13 protein-coding genes are annotated in these 13,141 nt (G+C 68.9%); 4 read left to right on the forward strand and 9 right to left on the reverse strand.

Features of this window, described 5'->3' with window-relative positions:
- Nucleotides 1-20 precede the first annotated feature (20 nt).
- Entirely contained in the window at nt 21-1,310 is a 1,290-nt protein-coding gene (locus tag MVG78_RS19625; RefSeq protein WP_247560870.1) for an ABC transporter substrate-binding protein, read from the forward strand.
- A 4-nt stretch (nt 1,311-1,314) separates the two neighbouring features.
- Nucleotides 1,315-2,163 carry a metallophosphoesterase family protein gene (locus tag MVG78_RS19630; RefSeq protein ID WP_247560872.1) on the forward strand — a complete coding sequence of 283 codons (849 nt, stop codon included), beginning with the start codon at nt 1,315-1,317 and terminating at the stop codon, nt 2,161-2,163.
- A gap of 18 nt (nt 2,164-2,181) precedes the next feature.
- Here the strand turns inward: MVG78_RS19630 and MVG78_RS19635 are convergent, their stop codons facing one another.
- Nucleotides 2,182-2,412 (reverse strand): hypothetical protein, encoded by a 231-nt coding sequence (locus MVG78_RS19635; RefSeq protein WP_247560874.1) that lies wholly within the window; start codon nt 2,410-2,412, stop codon nt 2,182-2,184.
- 237 nt (nt 2,413-2,649) lie between these two features.
- Here MVG78_RS19635 and MVG78_RS19640 point away from each other — a divergent pair, with 237 nt between their 5' ends.
- Nucleotides 2,650-2,829 (forward strand): hypothetical protein, encoded by a 180-nt coding sequence (locus tag MVG78_RS19640; RefSeq protein ID WP_247560876.1) that lies wholly within the window; start codon nt 2,650-2,652, stop codon nt 2,827-2,829.
- 53 nt (nt 2,830-2,882) lie between these two features.
- Here the strand turns inward: MVG78_RS19640 and MVG78_RS19645 are convergent, their stop codons facing one another.
- From MVG78_RS19645 to MVG78_RS19680, 8 genes are all read right to left on the reverse strand, one after another.
- Nucleotides 2,883-4,013 carry an LLM class flavin-dependent oxidoreductase gene (locus MVG78_RS19645; protein ID WP_247560878.1) on the reverse strand — a complete coding sequence of 377 codons (1,131 nt, stop codon included), beginning with the start codon at nt 4,011-4,013 and terminating at the stop codon, nt 2,883-2,885.
- Nucleotides 4,014-4,031: 18 nt separating this feature from the next.
- Complete coding sequence (locus tag MVG78_RS19650; protein ID WP_247560879.1) at nt 4,032-4,985, reverse strand: ABC transporter substrate-binding protein; 954 nt, start codon at nt 4,983-4,985, stop codon at nt 4,032-4,034.
- A gap of 5 nt (nt 4,986-4,990) precedes the next feature.
- The gene (locus MVG78_RS19655) at nt 4,991-5,824 is read right to left on the reverse strand and encodes a class II aldolase/adducin family protein (protein ID WP_428480848.1); all 834 of its coding nucleotides are present in this window, start codon (nt 5,822-5,824) and stop codon (nt 4,991-4,993) included.
- A 275-nt stretch (nt 5,825-6,099) separates the two neighbouring features.
- Nucleotides 6,100-7,446, reverse strand: coding sequence for an MmgE/PrpD family protein (locus MVG78_RS19660; protein ID WP_247560881.1), 1,347 nt, complete (start codon nt 7,444-7,446; stop codon nt 6,100-6,102).
- An 11-nt stretch (nt 7,447-7,457) separates the two neighbouring features.
- Nucleotides 7,458-8,753: an LLM class flavin-dependent oxidoreductase gene (locus MVG78_RS19665; RefSeq protein WP_247561099.1), complete on the reverse strand. Its 1,296-nt coding sequence runs from the start codon at nt 8,751-8,753 to the stop codon at nt 7,458-7,460.
- 127 nt (nt 8,754-8,880) lie between these two features.
- Nucleotides 8,881-9,642, reverse strand: coding sequence for an amino acid ABC transporter ATP-binding protein (locus tag MVG78_RS19670; RefSeq protein ID WP_247560883.1), 762 nt, complete (start codon nt 9,640-9,642; stop codon nt 8,881-8,883).
- A complete protein-coding gene (locus tag MVG78_RS19675; protein WP_247560885.1) occupies nt 9,639-10,508 on the reverse strand; it encodes an amino acid ABC transporter permease in 870 nt (289 codons plus the stop codon). Before MVG78_RS19675 ends, MVG78_RS19670 begins: the two co-directional genes overlap by 4 nt.
- Nucleotides 10,505-11,452 (reverse strand): ABC transporter substrate-binding protein, encoded by a 948-nt coding sequence (locus MVG78_RS19680; RefSeq protein ID WP_247560887.1) that lies wholly within the window; start codon nt 11,450-11,452, stop codon nt 10,505-10,507. The genes MVG78_RS19675 and MVG78_RS19680 overlap by 4 nt, the downstream gene beginning before the upstream one ends.
- Before the next feature lie 577 nt (nt 11,453-12,029).
- Here MVG78_RS19680 and MVG78_RS19685 point away from each other — a divergent pair.
- Nucleotides 12,030-13,118: a catalase family protein gene (locus MVG78_RS19685; RefSeq protein WP_247561101.1), complete on the forward strand. Its 1,089-nt coding sequence runs from the start codon at nt 12,030-12,032 to the stop codon at nt 13,116-13,118.
- The last annotated feature ends 23 nt before the right edge of the window (nt 13,119-13,141 follow it).

Raw genomic sequence — 13,141 nt, forward strand, 5'->3', positions numbered from 1 at the left:
CCGTATCCGGAGATACAGTCATGACCCTCGCCCTCGGGCGCCGCAAGGCGCTGGCCCTGCCGCTCGCCACCCTGGCCGCCCCTCTCGCGGCACCGCGCCTCGCCCGCGCCGCGGAGACGGAGATCACCGTCCACTACGCGCAGCCCTTCATCTACAAGGACAGCTACGACGCGATCATGGCCGAGTTCGCGAAGCGCGAGCCGGGGATCAAGGTCAACTTCATCAACACCCCCAACTACGAGGAAGGCGCGCAGCTCCTGCTGCGCCAGGCCGGCACCAACCAGCTCCCCGATCTCAGCTACCAGGGCTTCAACCGGCTGCGTGTCTTCGCCGAACGTGGCATCGCCCAGGATCTGACGCCTCTGCTGCAGGAAGAGGGCGACCCGGCCAAGGCAGGCTATACGCCGAACATGCTGGCGCTGGGCCGGTTCGGCGGCATCCAGGCGGGGCTGGCCTATGCGGCCTCCAACCCGGTGACCTACTACAATGCCGATCTGGTGCGCCGTGCCGGTGGCGATCCCGAGAATTTCCCGAAGGACTGGAATGGCGTCCTGGAGCTGGCCGGGAAGATCCACCGCCTTGGCGATGGCATCGAGGGTATGTGGTACACCTGGAACGGCGACGACTGGATGTTCTCTGCCCTGCTCTTCGGCGCCGGCGGACGGATGTTGACGCCGGATGAGCGCGACGTGGCCTTCGGCGGGCCGGAAGGGCTGAACGCGCTACGCCTGATCGACCGGATGGTGAAGGAGGGCGGCATGCCGAACCTCACCGCCGCCGCGGCGCGCCAGGCCTTCGGCGCGGGCAAGCTCGGCATGATCTTCCAGACCACGGCCCTGGTGCGCGGTACGGTCAGTTCGGTGGGGGAGAACTTCGCGTTGCGGACCACGGAGATGCCGGTGATCGACGCGCAGAAGGGCCGCCTGCCGACCGGCGGCGCCGCCGGCATGCTGACCGCGAAGGACCCGGCGAAGCGCGCCGCCGCCTGGAAGTTCCTGCGCTTCTCCACCGGCCCCGAGGGGCAGGCGATGATGGTGAAGAACACTGGCTACCTGCCCTGCAACCAGATCGCGATCGACGACCCGCAATACCTGGCGGCCTTCTACAAGGCGAACCCGCTTTTCGTGCCGGCGGTGCGGCAGATCCCGATCTCCGTGCCCTGGTACGCCTTCCCCGGCAGCAACAGCGTGCGCGTGACCCAGACGATGGTGGACAACATCGCCCGGGTGGTGGAACAGAAGGCGACACCGGAGCAGGTCCTCCCGGACATGGTGGCCGAGGTGCGCCGCCTGCTGCCGCGGAAGGGCTGAACCCATGGTGTTCCGTCTCGCGCAGATCAGCGACACGCATCTTTCCCCGCGCCACCCCGTCTTCGACCGCAACTTCGCGGTCGTGGCGGAGCGGCTGCGGGCCGACCGGCCGGATCTCGTGGTCCATACCGGCGACATCTCCGCGCATGGCGAGCTGGGCGGGGAGGCCGGGCAGGCGGAACTGGAGCATGCCTTCGCCCGGCACCAGGAGATGGGGCTCGACTGGCTGGCCATCCCCGGCAACCACGATGTGGGCAACGATCCGGCCATCGCCAAACGCGACGGCGCGGATGCCGAGCGTGTCGGGCGCTGGAACGGCATTTTCGGCGCGGACCGCTTCCTGCGCGATGTGCCGGGCTGGCGGCTGATCGGGCTGAACACCCTCATCACCGCGACCGAGATGGCCGAGGAGCAGTTCGCCTTCCTGGAGGATGCCCTGTCGGGGGCTGGCGGGCGCAGCATCGCGATCTTCCTGCACAAGCCGCTCTGCGAACAGGCGCTGGATGAAGCAGGCCGCAGCTATTGGCATGTGCTGGAAGCGCCGCGCCGCCGGATGGTGGAGATGTTCCGGGCCCATCCCCCGGCCTTCGTTGCCTCCGGCCATGTGCATCAATGGCGTGACCGTGGCCTGTGCGAGGGACTCCGGCAGATCTGGGCTCCGGCGGTCGCCTTCCATGTCGGCGATGCCTGGGCCGACGGCAAACCCTTCGGCGAGAAGGTGCAGGGCTATGTGATGCACGCCCTGCATCCGGATGGCCGGCATGACTACGAGCTGGTCCGGCCGGAAGGCGTCCGGCCGCACGATATCGGCCGCATGCCGGACATCTACGGCGCGTTGCAGCCGGCCGAATAGAACCGGCCGGAGGAAGCCTCAGCGGCGCGGATGCGCCCGCATCGCTGAGGTCATCTCGGAACTGCCGCTGTCGCCGACATCGTAGCTGATGGTCGCCTTGGAGGCGAGGACGACCGGGGCGGAGAACAGCGGCAGCAGCACACGGGCTTCCAGCCCGCGCCGGTTGGCGGCTTGCAGGAAGCCGAGACGCCGCTCCGCATCGGGCTCATGCAGGGCGGCGTCGATCAGCCGGTCAGTGGTCTGCGCCATCCATCCAGATCATCCGCTGGCGGCAAGTCCGGCGATGCGGAGGTCATGACTTCCGGATATGGGATTCGGCATGATCCGGGCGTGAGATGCCGCGGCGCCCCGCCCCTGCCACGGTGCTGGGCGGAACTTCTCGATCCCTGGCGCCGCAGCAGGCATTCTCGCCACCCGACCCAGTGATTCCCGTGTCCCTTCCCATGGACTCTCCACCATGGCGGGAAACGGGGTAGGGCCGGGCCGATGCGCCTGCGTGCCGTCGGTGGGCGGCGCCCGCTGACCTTTCTGGTGGATGGCACCCCGCTGGAAGGGCAGCCGGCCCGGCGGGATGTGGCCTGGGAACCGTCGAGCCCCGGCCTGTACCGCGTTTCCGTGCTGGATGCGGACGGCGCTTCGTCCAGTGCGAGGCTGCGCGTGCGCTGAACTGGAAGATGGCCGGGGGCGGTTCTTCCGGACCACCCCCGGCCCGTCCGGGACTATTCCGCGGCGACGGCGGAATGGCCTGCGGCGTCGCGTGCGGCCACCAGGGCCCGGACGCGCGGAATGAGCTCCCTGCCATACTGGATGGAATCCACCAGCGGGTCGAAGCCGCGGATCAGGAAGGTGGTGATGCCGAGATCGTAGTAGTCCAGCATTGCCTCGGCCACCTGATCCGGCGTGCCGACCAGCGAGGTGGAGTTGCCGGATGCATTGGTCAGGGCGGCGATCCCGGTCCAGAGGCGCTTGTCCAGGCGGCTGCCCTGCGAGGCCGCGGCCAGGAGGCGGCGCGAGCCTTCATTGGGCGGCGCCACCACCCCCGGCCCGCCATGCCGCTCGTTCTGCGGGGCGCGCCGGTCGCCGCCGCTCTCCCTCAGGGCCTTGGCCCGGGCCAGGATGGCGTCGGCCTTGGCCCAGGCCTGTTCCTCGGTCTCGGCGAGGATCGGGCGCAGGGACAGGCTGAAGCGCGGCTGCCGCCCGAACGGCGCGGCCGCGGCACGGATGCGCGCCACGATCTCCCGCACCTGGTCGTAGGTCTCGCCCCAGAGCGCATAGACATCGGCATGCTTGCCGGCCACCGGGACGGCCGCCGCGGAGGCGCCGCCGAAATAGACCGGGATACCCTCCGGCCGCACCGGCCGGACATCGCCGAAGCCCCGCCGCACCTGGTAGTAGCGGCCCTCGTAATCGAAGGGCTGCGGCGAGGTCCATTCCTGGCGAAGGATGTCGAGATACTCGCTGGTACGCGCGTATCGTTCGTCCTTCGTCAGATGGTCGCCATCCTGGGCCAACTCGGCATCGTTGCCGCCGGTGATGATGTGCACCGCCGCGCGGCCGCGCGAGAACTGGTCCAGCGTGGCCAACTGCCGCGCCGCCAGGGTCGGCGCGGTGAAGCCGGGCCGGTGGGCGATCATCAGGCCCAGCCGGTCCGTGACGCTCGCGATGTGCTGGCCGATCAGGATGCTCTCGGCCGAGGTGGAGTGGAAGGCGACCAGGACGCGGTCGAAGCCACCCAGTTCCTGCGCCTTGGCCGAGGCTTCCACGAAATCGATATCCAGGGCCGGACCGCTCCGGCGGATGGTCTCAGACGAATTGAAGTGGCCGACATAGCCGATGAACTCGACGCTCATGCTGGGCTCCCTTCCGGTTCAGCTGGAATAGGCATTGAAGGACGGATCGAAGCTGCGGCGGACATCGACGCCCGCCGGCAGAAGACCCTCGCGCGTGTAGAGATCGACCGTGCGCTGCTGCGCGTCGATGACCTGTTCGTCCACCGGCACGGGCAGGAAGCCCCGGGCATCGAGGGTGCGGCGCGCCACCTCCTCGGTCACGCCGGTCTCGCGGGCCCAGGACTGGGCGTAGCGGTCCAGGTTCCGGTCGCCCCAGCGCAGCGCCTCGGCCCAGAGGCGGAGGAACTCCGCGATCTCGGCCCGCTTCCCGGCAATGGCCGGCTGCGTGGCCGCCTGGAAGCTCAGGCCGCTCATCAGGCCTCGGCCGTCCAGGAGGATGCGCGCCTTGTCCTGCGCCTCGGCGAGGTAGACATACTGCCCCCAGCTCGACCAGGCATCGATCTGGCGGGAAGCGAAGGCGGACTTGGCCTCGGCCGGCGACAGGAAGACGATCTGGACGTCCCGTCGGCCCAGCCCAGCCTGCTCTCTTGCGGCGACAGCAAGGAAATGCCCGACGGAGCCCTTGCCGGTCCCGATCCTCTTGCCCTTGAGGTCGGCGAAGCTCTTGTAGGGAGCGTCGTCATGCACCAGGAGTGCCGTGCTGCGGCCGCTCGAACGCGTGGCGCCGACGGCCCTGATGGGTGCCCCCGCGGCATGGGCGAAGGCGAAGGGCGCATCGCCGATCCCGCCGATATCGATGGCATTGGCGTTCAGCGCCTCCGCCAGAGGCGCGGCCGCGGCGAACTGCGCCCATTCCACGCGCAGCGGGCTGTCGCGCAGGACGCCCGAGGCGAGGATCAGCGACTGGTTGCCGCCTTTCTGATCGCCCACGCGCAGGGTTCCCGTTTCCTGCGCCCTGGCGCGCCCGAGATGCAGGGCAGGCAGGGCGAGCAGGCTGGCGATGGCCGACCTGCGGCCAAGTTGACCGGACATGGCGCTCAATCCAGCAGCTCCGGCTCCTGGGAGAGGATCCAGTCGCGCAAGGGCTGAAAGGACAGCAGGCCACCGCGGGCACTGCCCACCTGGGTCGCGGTCAGGCGCGCGGTCTCGGCCGGAATGGGGCGCGGCGTGCCGGCGGCCTCAGCCAGGAGCTGGGTCCGCGCGGCGTTGTCCATCGCGATGAACCACCAGGCTGCCGCTTCCACCGTGGGCCCCGCCGTCAGGATACCGTGGTTCAGAAGGATCACCGCCTTGTGCGTTCCGAGGGCCTCGGCGATCCGGTCGCCTTCCGAACGGTCGAGCACGACGCCGGTGAAATCGTCGAAGACCGCATGATCCTCGAAGAAGGCGCAGGAATCCTGTGTCAGCGGATCCAGCCTGCGTCCCAGCGAGGCCCATGCCTTGCCGTGGGTGGAATGCGTGTGTGCCGCCGCCACGACATCCGGGCGAGCGGCGTGGATCGCGGCATGGATGGCGAAGGCGGCGCGATTCACCGGCTGGTCGCCGTGGACCACCTCCCCTTGGTGATTCACGCGGATCAGGTCGGAGACCCGGATCCGGCCGAAATGCTGCCCCAGCGGGTTCACCCAGAACTCGTCCGGGAATTCCGGGTCGCGCGCGGTGACGTGCCCGGCCAGGCCCTGGTCGAAGCCCAGGCGCGCGAACAGGCGGAAGGTGACGGCGAGGGATTGCTGGCGGTGCAGCCGCTCCTCCGCGATGCTGCGCCGGGGCGGCCCGTCCCGCAACAGGGCGCCGAAATCGTACCGGGGGCTTCTTGGCAGCGGGCTGATCTGGTTCACGGGAACGGCTTCTCCGGCTGAGTCAGGCGGCATGGCTCCACGATCGCCGCTCGCGATGGCGCGGCGACGCGGTCTTGCGGTCGTTGCGTGGAAGGGCCGGAGCGGTGCTCCGGCTACATACAGATCACGAACAGGCGCCGGCCCGACGAGACGGATGAGCGGGTGCCGATCCCAGGAAATGTCTTCCTCATTCCGGGAAGCCTAGTCGGTGCCGGTGATCGGACCAAGAGAAGCGGTTTTCGAACTTCGCTTTGTACAGGCGACAACGTCATCGCCAAGGACAGGGCGGGGAGGCGTTCCTTTTCTGCTCAGGATGGTTTCCCGCCGAGTATCCGCAGGCGCAGGAGCAACTGCGCGAGATCCTTCTCCGTCCACATGCTTCTCACGCGATCCGAAATCGCCGCCGCATCGGCGAGGCCGGCGGCGGCATCGAGGAACTTCGCGCCGGGATCGGCGACACCGCGCACCTTCGTGGCCGTCCGGCTCAGCCTCCTCCCGTCACGCAGATGCAGATCGACGCGGGCGAAGCGCTTTTCCGGGGCTTCGCCGATCGACGGGACGCCATGGTCCACCTGGCGGCGGATGCGCGGCAGCAGGGCGGCGATATCCGCGCGAAGCGGCCGGTCGGCGAAGGCGGCGAGCCCCAGCCGGCCGTCGAGCAGCGCGACGGCGATGACGTATTCGACGCTGAAGCGGCCATCGAGGCCGGAGCGGGGTTCCGTCACCACCAGAGCCGCCTCGCCACCGGGCGGGAAGGTGATGACGGCCTCCGCCACATCCTCCGCCGTCACGCCATGTTCGGCGATCAGGTCGAGGATGGCGTCGGCCGGCAGGTGGCTGGCGCCGCAGCAGGCATAGGCCTTGAAGGCCAGGCCGGGGGAAAGGATCTCCCATTCCTCACCCCAGCCGGCGACGGCACGTTCCGGCGCGGTGCCGCCGAGGCCCAGGACCTCCAGGAAGCCCAGGCGCCCGTCGAGGAAGGTCCGGTTGCCTTGCAGACCGGCACGGGCCAGCAGCACCGCCAGCACCCCGGCGCGGGCCGCGAGGCCGGCATGCAGCGGCTTGACCTCGCTGGCGAATTGCAGGCGCAGCCCGGCCGCCTGCGTGGCGGCGATGCCCAGCGCATTCGCCGTATCCTCGACGGAAAGGCCCATCAGGTGCGACAGCGCCGCCGCGGCGCCCACCGGTCCCAGCGTCGCGGTGTTGTGGAAGCCGGTCTCGTAGTGGCGCGATCCCATGGCACGGCCGAGCCGCGCCATCGCCTCGATGCCGGTGACATAGGCGGCCAGCAGGGCCTCGGCCCCGGCGCCGCTCTCCTCGGCCAGCGCCAGCAAGGCGGGCAGGATCACCGTGCTGGGATGGCCGCGCACGCCAGCCTGGACATCGTCATAGTCCAGCGCATGGCCGAGCGTGCCGTTCAGCAGCGCTGCGGTCTGCGCATCCAGGCGATCCGGATGGCCGATGACGCTGGCCTGCCCCTGGCCGGCGAGGGGCAGCAGAGCTCGTTTCACCTTGAGGTAGCCGCCATCCTCCAGCCCGCCCACGGCGGCGGCGAGGAAATCGAGCCCGCCGTCCCGGGCCGCGGCGAGAGCGGCTGCCCCCGGCCGGCTGCCGGTGATCAGCGTGGCGTAGCGATGGGTGAGGTCCTGGCTCATCCTGGTCTTCCTCACATCGCCTCGAAGCGGTTGGCGGGGCGCGGCAGGCCAAGATTCTCGCGCAGGGTGCGGCCGGCATATTCGGTGCGGAACAGTCCGCGCCGCTGCAGCACCGGCACGACATGATCGACGAAGAGGTCGAACTGCCCCGGGAACCAGGGTGGCATGATGTTGAAACCGTCCGCTGCCTCACCCTCGAACCATTCCTGCAGGCGGTCCGCGATCTCCTCGGGCGTGCCGCGCACGACGCCATGGCCGCGCGCCATGCCGGCATGCAGGGCGAGTTCGCGCACGGTCATGTTCTCGCGCCGCGCCAGGGCGGTCAGAAGCTCGGCCCGGCTGCGGAGCTGGTCCGAGATCGGCAGGTCCGGCAGCGGCGCGTCGAGGTCGAGGCCGCGCACGTCATGCCCCAGCCGGTCGGAGAGAAGGGCCAGCGCGCCGTTCAGGTCCGTCACCGCGCGCAGGCGGTTGTAGTTCTCCTCGGCCTCCGCACGGTCGCGGCCGATGACCGTGAAGACGCCCGGCATGACGGCGATCGCTTCCGGGGGGCGGCCGTACTGTGCCAGACGGCCCTTGAGGCTGCGGTAGAAAGCCTGCGCCTCGCCGAGATCGCCCTGGGCGGTGAAGACGACATCGGCGGTGCGGGCGGCGAGGTCCTGGCCCGGGCCGGAGGAGCCCGCCTGAATGATGATCGGATGGCCCTGCGGCGGACGGGAGGCGTTCAGCGGCCCGCGCACCGAGAAATGCTTGCCCTTGTGGTCGAGCACATGCATCCGCGCCGGGTCGGCGAAGACGCCGCTCTCCTTGTCCATCCGGATGGCGCCATCGCCCCAGCTGTCCCAGAGCCCCTTGCAGATATCGACGAATTCCTCGGCGATCTCATAGCGGGCATCGTGTTCCGGGTGCGAGCCGCGGGTGAAGTTCGCGGCGGAACGGGCATAGCTGGTCGTCACCACGTTCCAGGCGGCGCGGCCGCCGCTCAGATGATCGAGCGAGGCGAAGACGCGGGCGGTCTGGTAGGGTTCGCCATAGGTGGTGGAGGCGGTGGCGGCGAGGCCGATATGGCTGGTCGTCATCGCCAGGGCCGCGAGCAGGGTCAGCGGCTCGAAGCGCACGACCGTGGAGGGATGCGCGTCGGTGCCGCTGGTCAGCCCATCGGCCAGGAAGAAGATGTCGAAGAGCCCGCGCTCGGCGGTCTTCGCGATGCGCTGGAGAAGGTCGAGATTCTCCGCGCCGGCCTCGGCACCGGGCAGGCGCCAGCCGGAGACGTGGTGGCCGGCGGCCTGGACGAAGACCCCGAGATGCATCTGGCGTGTCACGGTTGGATCAATCCTGATCTTGCCGCGGCGCGGGCTGAAGGGCCCGGCCGGGATCGGTGAAGCATGGGATGGCGCCGCGTTGTGGCGGCACCAGGGGCGGTCAGGCCATGCTGACTCAGATCACGCTGGCCAGGAACTCGGCCGTACGGGCCTGGCGCGGCGCGGCGATGATCTCCCGCGCATCGCCGGACTCGACGATCCTTCCGTCTTCCATGAAGACGAGCTGGTCGGCGACCTCGCGCGCGAAGCCGATCTCATGGGTGACGACGACCATGGTCATGCCGTTGCGCGCCAGGTTCTTCATGACCTGGAGGACCTCTCCCACCAGTTCCGGGTCGAGCGCCGAGGTGGGCTCGTCGAAGAGCATCACGCCGGGGTCCATCGCCAGGGCCCGGGCGATGGCCACGCGCTGCTGCTGCCCGCCTGAAAGGGTCTGGGGCCAGTCGCCGGCGCGGGAGGCGAGGCCGACCTGGGCGAGCAGGGCGCGCGCCTTCTCCTCCGCCTGACGGCGCGGCTGGCCCAGGATCTGCACCGGCGCCTCGGTCAGGTTGCCCAGCACGGTGAGGTGGGGAAAGAGGTTGAAGCTCTGGAAGACCATGCCGACGCGGGCGCGCTGCCGGGCGATCTGCCGCTCGCTCAGCTCGTACAGGCGGCCGCCGCTCAGGCGGTAGCCGATCATCTCGCCACCGATGCGGATGGTGCCGCTGTCCACGCGCTCCAAATGGTTGATGCACCGCAACAAGGTGGACTTGCCGGAGCCCGAGGGGCCGATGATGGCGCAGACCTGTCCCGCCGGGATATGCAGCGTGACATCGTCCAGCACACGGCGCCCGCCGAAGGACTTGCCCACGCCGTCGATCATGACGTCACTGCTCATCGCCGGGCCCTCGCGCCACGGTCGAAGCGGCGTTCGACATATTGCTGCAGGACGGAGAGGACCGACGTCATCACGATGTACCAGAGGGCGGCGACGACCAGCAGCGGGATCACCTCGTAGGTGCGCTCATAGATCACCTGGGCCGAGTAGAGCACGTTCTCCAGCGCGATCACGGAGACGACCGAGGTGGTCTTGAGCAGCGAGATGATCTGGTTGCCGGCCGGCGGCAGCATGGTGCGCATCGCCTGTGGCAGGATGATGCGCCAGGTGGTGCGCAGCGGCGTGAAGCCAAGGGCCCGCGCCGCATCCGTCTGCCCCTGCCCCACCCCGATCATGCCGGCGCGCACGATCTCGCTGGCATAGGCGGCCTCGTGCAGGATGAGGGCGATCAGCGCGGCGCCGAAGGTGCCGATCAGGCTGTTGGTCTGGGCCGACCAGAGCGTGCCGAAGCCCGGCAGGGCGAGGCTGAGAGTCGGATAGAGCGCCGCGATGTTGAACCAGAAGAAGAGCTGCACCAGGGTCGGGACGGAGCGGAAGATCCAGGTGAAGCCCCAGCTGATCGACGCCAGCACCGGATTGCCGGACAGGCGCATGATCGCCAGGGCGACGCCGCCCGCGAAGCCCACCACCGCGGCGATGGCGGTCAGTTCCAGGGTGACCAGCACCCCGGAGAGGATGGAGGGGGCGGTCAGGTTGCGGGCGACGACATCCCACTGCATGCGTGGGTTCTGCGCCAGCGAGAACAGCAACAGGCCCACGGCCAGCAGCGCCACGGCGCCGGTGATCCAGCGCCCGACATGCCGGCGCGGGACCAGCACCGGGCCGGTGGAGGAGCCGGCGGCGGGAGGCAGGACGGTCGCGCTCATCCGCCGCTGGCCGCCTTGCGGGGCGCCTCGAGGATCGCGTCGTTCTGCCGTGCCGCGGTGAGGGCGCCGTAGTCGAGCCCCCACTTCTTCAGGATCGCGAGATAGGTGCCGTCCTGGATCAGCGAGTTCAGCGCCTCCGCCACCAGCGGCGTGAGCGGGCTGTCCTTCTGCAGGCCGATGCCCACGAAATCCCCCGGCACGGTGAAAGTGCCGGCGAGGACGAGCCGGTCCTGCGAGGCCGAGACCATGTAGACGAGCCCTTCATAGGGACCGACGAAACCCGGGATGCGGCCGCTGAGCACCGCCTGCACGCCGGCCGGGCGTCCGGGAAAGAGCGGCACGGTGATGGGCTTCCGGCCCGCCGCCACGCAGGCCTCGCTCTGGCGCAGCAGCACCTCCGCATTCGTGGTGCCGGAGCCCGCGCCGATCGTGTCCCCGCAGAGGCTCATCAGGTCCGTGGCCGGCTTCCCGTCGAAACCGTCCTTCGCCCGCACCAGGCCGAGGCGGTTGTTGTCGAAATAGGAGACGAAATCCACCTGCTTCAGCCGCTCCGGCGTGACGCTCAGATTGGCGAGGGCCGCGTCATAGCGACCGCTGGCGAGACCCGGCACGATGTTGCCGAAGCTGCCGGCATTGACCCAGCGCGGCTCCAGCCCGAGCCGGTGGGCCACTGCGCTCATCACGTCGATCTCCCGCCCCGCCAGGGTGCGGTTGTCCTCGGTGATATAGATGGTGGGCGGGGTGTTGGGGTTGGTGGCGACGGTCAGGATGCCGGCCTGGCGGTACCGCTGCGGCACCTTGGACGCCAGCGCCGGGTCGGGCTTGACCTCGAAGCCGGTCCGGTAGGGAAGGCCGCCTTCGGCAGGCTGCGCATGAACGGCAGGGGCCGCGAGGAAGAGGGCCGCGCCGCAGAGGGCCAGGAAAAGCGTCCGACGTGGGATCATGGATACTCCGGTCTCGATCCCAGGACAGCGGAGATGGCGGCGGGGTCGCCCGGCATGGGATGAAGCGCCGCATGGCTGGTGGCCGGCAACGGATCATCGCGTCGATATGGCGCCACTGCGCCCCTCGGAAGCCTGTGAAGGAGGATCTGGGACAGTCGTTGGGTTGGCGCCGGGTTATAGGCTGTACGGCGCTGGCGTCCACGGCCCTGGCTCCATGGTGAGGGGTCGGAATGGATTTATCTTGGAGTATCCTATTCTATAAGATGCAAAGGGAATGACTTTATCGTTTCGCCGGGGATTTTTAGGTTATTCTTCTATCTTGCTGTCTAGGTCATGCCGCGCGGTGGGCCGGTCCTCCCTGGCCGCGGCGAAGCTGCGGATCGTTCGCCCATTGAACCGGCTCGGTGTGCCGCCCGACCCTGCTTCGCTTGGCTTGCCGCAACCTTGGGGTCCATCGCGGCTTAGTTGTGAAACAGAACCTGTTCCAGGCAGTCCCGGTGTCCCCCCTCCATCCCGGCGCCGTGTGATGTCGCGGGGGGGTCCGGACAGGCGTGAAACCTGGACAAAAGAGCCGATGATGAGTCTCAGCCCCCCGGTCCGCTACACCCCCGCTGTCGAGGAGATCCAACCCGACGAGCAGGATACGATCCGGGGCCTGAACGAGGCCTTCGACACTATCCTGGAGACGACGGCGAAGGATTATGGCCATGCCGTCCGCTCCGTCCACGCCAAGGCTCATGCTGTTCTCGAAGGCAGGATGGCGATTGCCGCCGACCTGCCGCCGGAGTTGGCCCAGGGGCTCTTCGCCAGGCCGGGCGAGCACAAGGTCTATTTGCAGATCTCGACCAATGCAGGCGACATTCTGCCGGACGCGATCTCCCTTCCGCGCGGCATGGCGCTGAAGGTGCTGGATGTGGAGGGCAAGCGCCTGCCCGGCGCCGAGGGCAAAACCCAGGACTTCATCATGGTGAACGGCCCGGTCTTCCAGACGAAGACCGCCAGGCAATTCCTGAGCAATCTGAAAATGCTGGCCAGGACCACCGATCGGCTGGAGGGCACCAAGACGGTCATGTCCTCCGTGCTGCGCGGTGTGAACACCGCGCTGGAGGCCATGGGGATCGAGAGCACCAAGGTCCAGTCGCTGGGCGGCGCGCCCAATGTCGATCCCCTCGGCGAGACCTATTACAGCGTCACGCCGTTCCGCTATGGGGACCACATCGCGAAGTTCAGCCTCGTCCCGGTTGCGCCGGAACTGCTGGCGCTGAAGGGCCAGGAGATCGACGCCACTGGCCGGCCGGATGCGATCCGCGAAACGATACAGGCCGAGATGAAGGGCATCGACGGTGTCTGGGAGTTTCGCGTGCAGCTATGCCGCGATCTGGAGGAGCAGCCGGTCGAGGACCCGACCGTCGAGTGGAATAAGGAGAAGGCGCCCTTCCGGACGGTGGCCACCATCACCGTGCCGCGTCAGGATAGCTGGGATGCCGCGCGCGTGCAGGCTGTGAATGAAGAGATGCATTTCATGGTCTGGACCGGCCTTGCCGCCCATCAGCCGCTGGGCAACATCAACCGGGCCCGGCGTGAAGCCTACAGGCATTCGACCGGGTTCCGCGAACGCTTCAACCGCTGCCCGATCCACGAACCCGGCACCCAGGCGGACACCTGACCATTCCGGAGAGCCGCGCCGCC

It is taken from the genome of Roseomonas gilardii subsp. gilardii (genome assembly GCF_023078375.1).
Lineage (GTDB): Bacteria > Pseudomonadota > Alphaproteobacteria > Acetobacterales > Acetobacteraceae > Roseomonas > Roseomonas gilardii.

Excerpts from the sequence above, each read along its gene's own strand:
- MVG78_RS19645 (WP_247560878.1), bottom strand. The coding sequence starts at position 4,013 with ATGAGCGTCGAGTTCATCGGCTATGTCGGCCACTTCAATTCGTCTGAG.
- MVG78_RS19640 (WP_247560876.1), top strand. The coding sequence starts at position 2,650 with ATGCGCCTGCGTGCCGTCGGTGGGCGGCGCCCGCTGACCTTTCTGGTG.
- MVG78_RS19630 (WP_247560872.1), top strand. The coding sequence starts at position 1,315 with ATGGTGTTCCGTCTCGCGCAGATCAGCGACACGCATCTTTCCCCGCGC.
- MVG78_RS19675 (WP_247560885.1), bottom strand. The coding sequence starts at position 10,508 with ATGAGCGCGACCGTCCTGCCTCCCGCCGCCGGCTCCTCCACCGGCCCG.
- MVG78_RS19655 (WP_428480848.1), bottom strand. The coding sequence starts at position 5,824 with ATGCCGCCTGACTCAGCCGGAGAAGCCGTTCCCGTGAACCAGATCAGC.
- MVG78_RS19665 (WP_247561099.1), bottom strand. The coding sequence starts at position 8,753 with ATGCATCTCGGGGTCTTCGTCCAGGCCGCCGGCCACCACGTCTCCGGC.
- MVG78_RS19625 (WP_247560870.1), top strand. The coding sequence starts at position 21 with ATGACCCTCGCCCTCGGGCGCCGCAAGGCGCTGGCCCTGCCGCTCGCC.
- MVG78_RS19650 (WP_247560879.1), bottom strand. The coding sequence starts at position 4,985 with ATGTCCGGTCAACTTGGCCGCAGGTCGGCCATCGCCAGCCTGCTCGCC.
- MVG78_RS19680 (WP_247560887.1), bottom strand. The coding sequence starts at position 11,452 with ATGATCCCACGTCGGACGCTTTTCCTGGCCCTCTGCGGCGCGGCCCTC.
- MVG78_RS19685 (WP_247561101.1), top strand. The coding sequence starts at position 12,030 with ATGAGTCTCAGCCCCCCGGTCCGCTACACCCCCGCTGTCGAGGAGATC.
- MVG78_RS19660 (WP_247560881.1), bottom strand. The coding sequence starts at position 7,446 with ATGAGCCAGGACCTCACCCATCGCTACGCCACGCTGATCACCGGCAGC.
- MVG78_RS19670 (WP_247560883.1), bottom strand. The coding sequence starts at position 9,642 with ATGAGCAGTGACGTCATGATCGACGGCGTGGGCAAGTCCTTCGGCGGG.
- MVG78_RS19635 (WP_247560874.1), bottom strand. The coding sequence starts at position 2,412 with ATGGCGCAGACCACTGACCGGCTGATCGACGCCGCCCTGCATGAGCCC.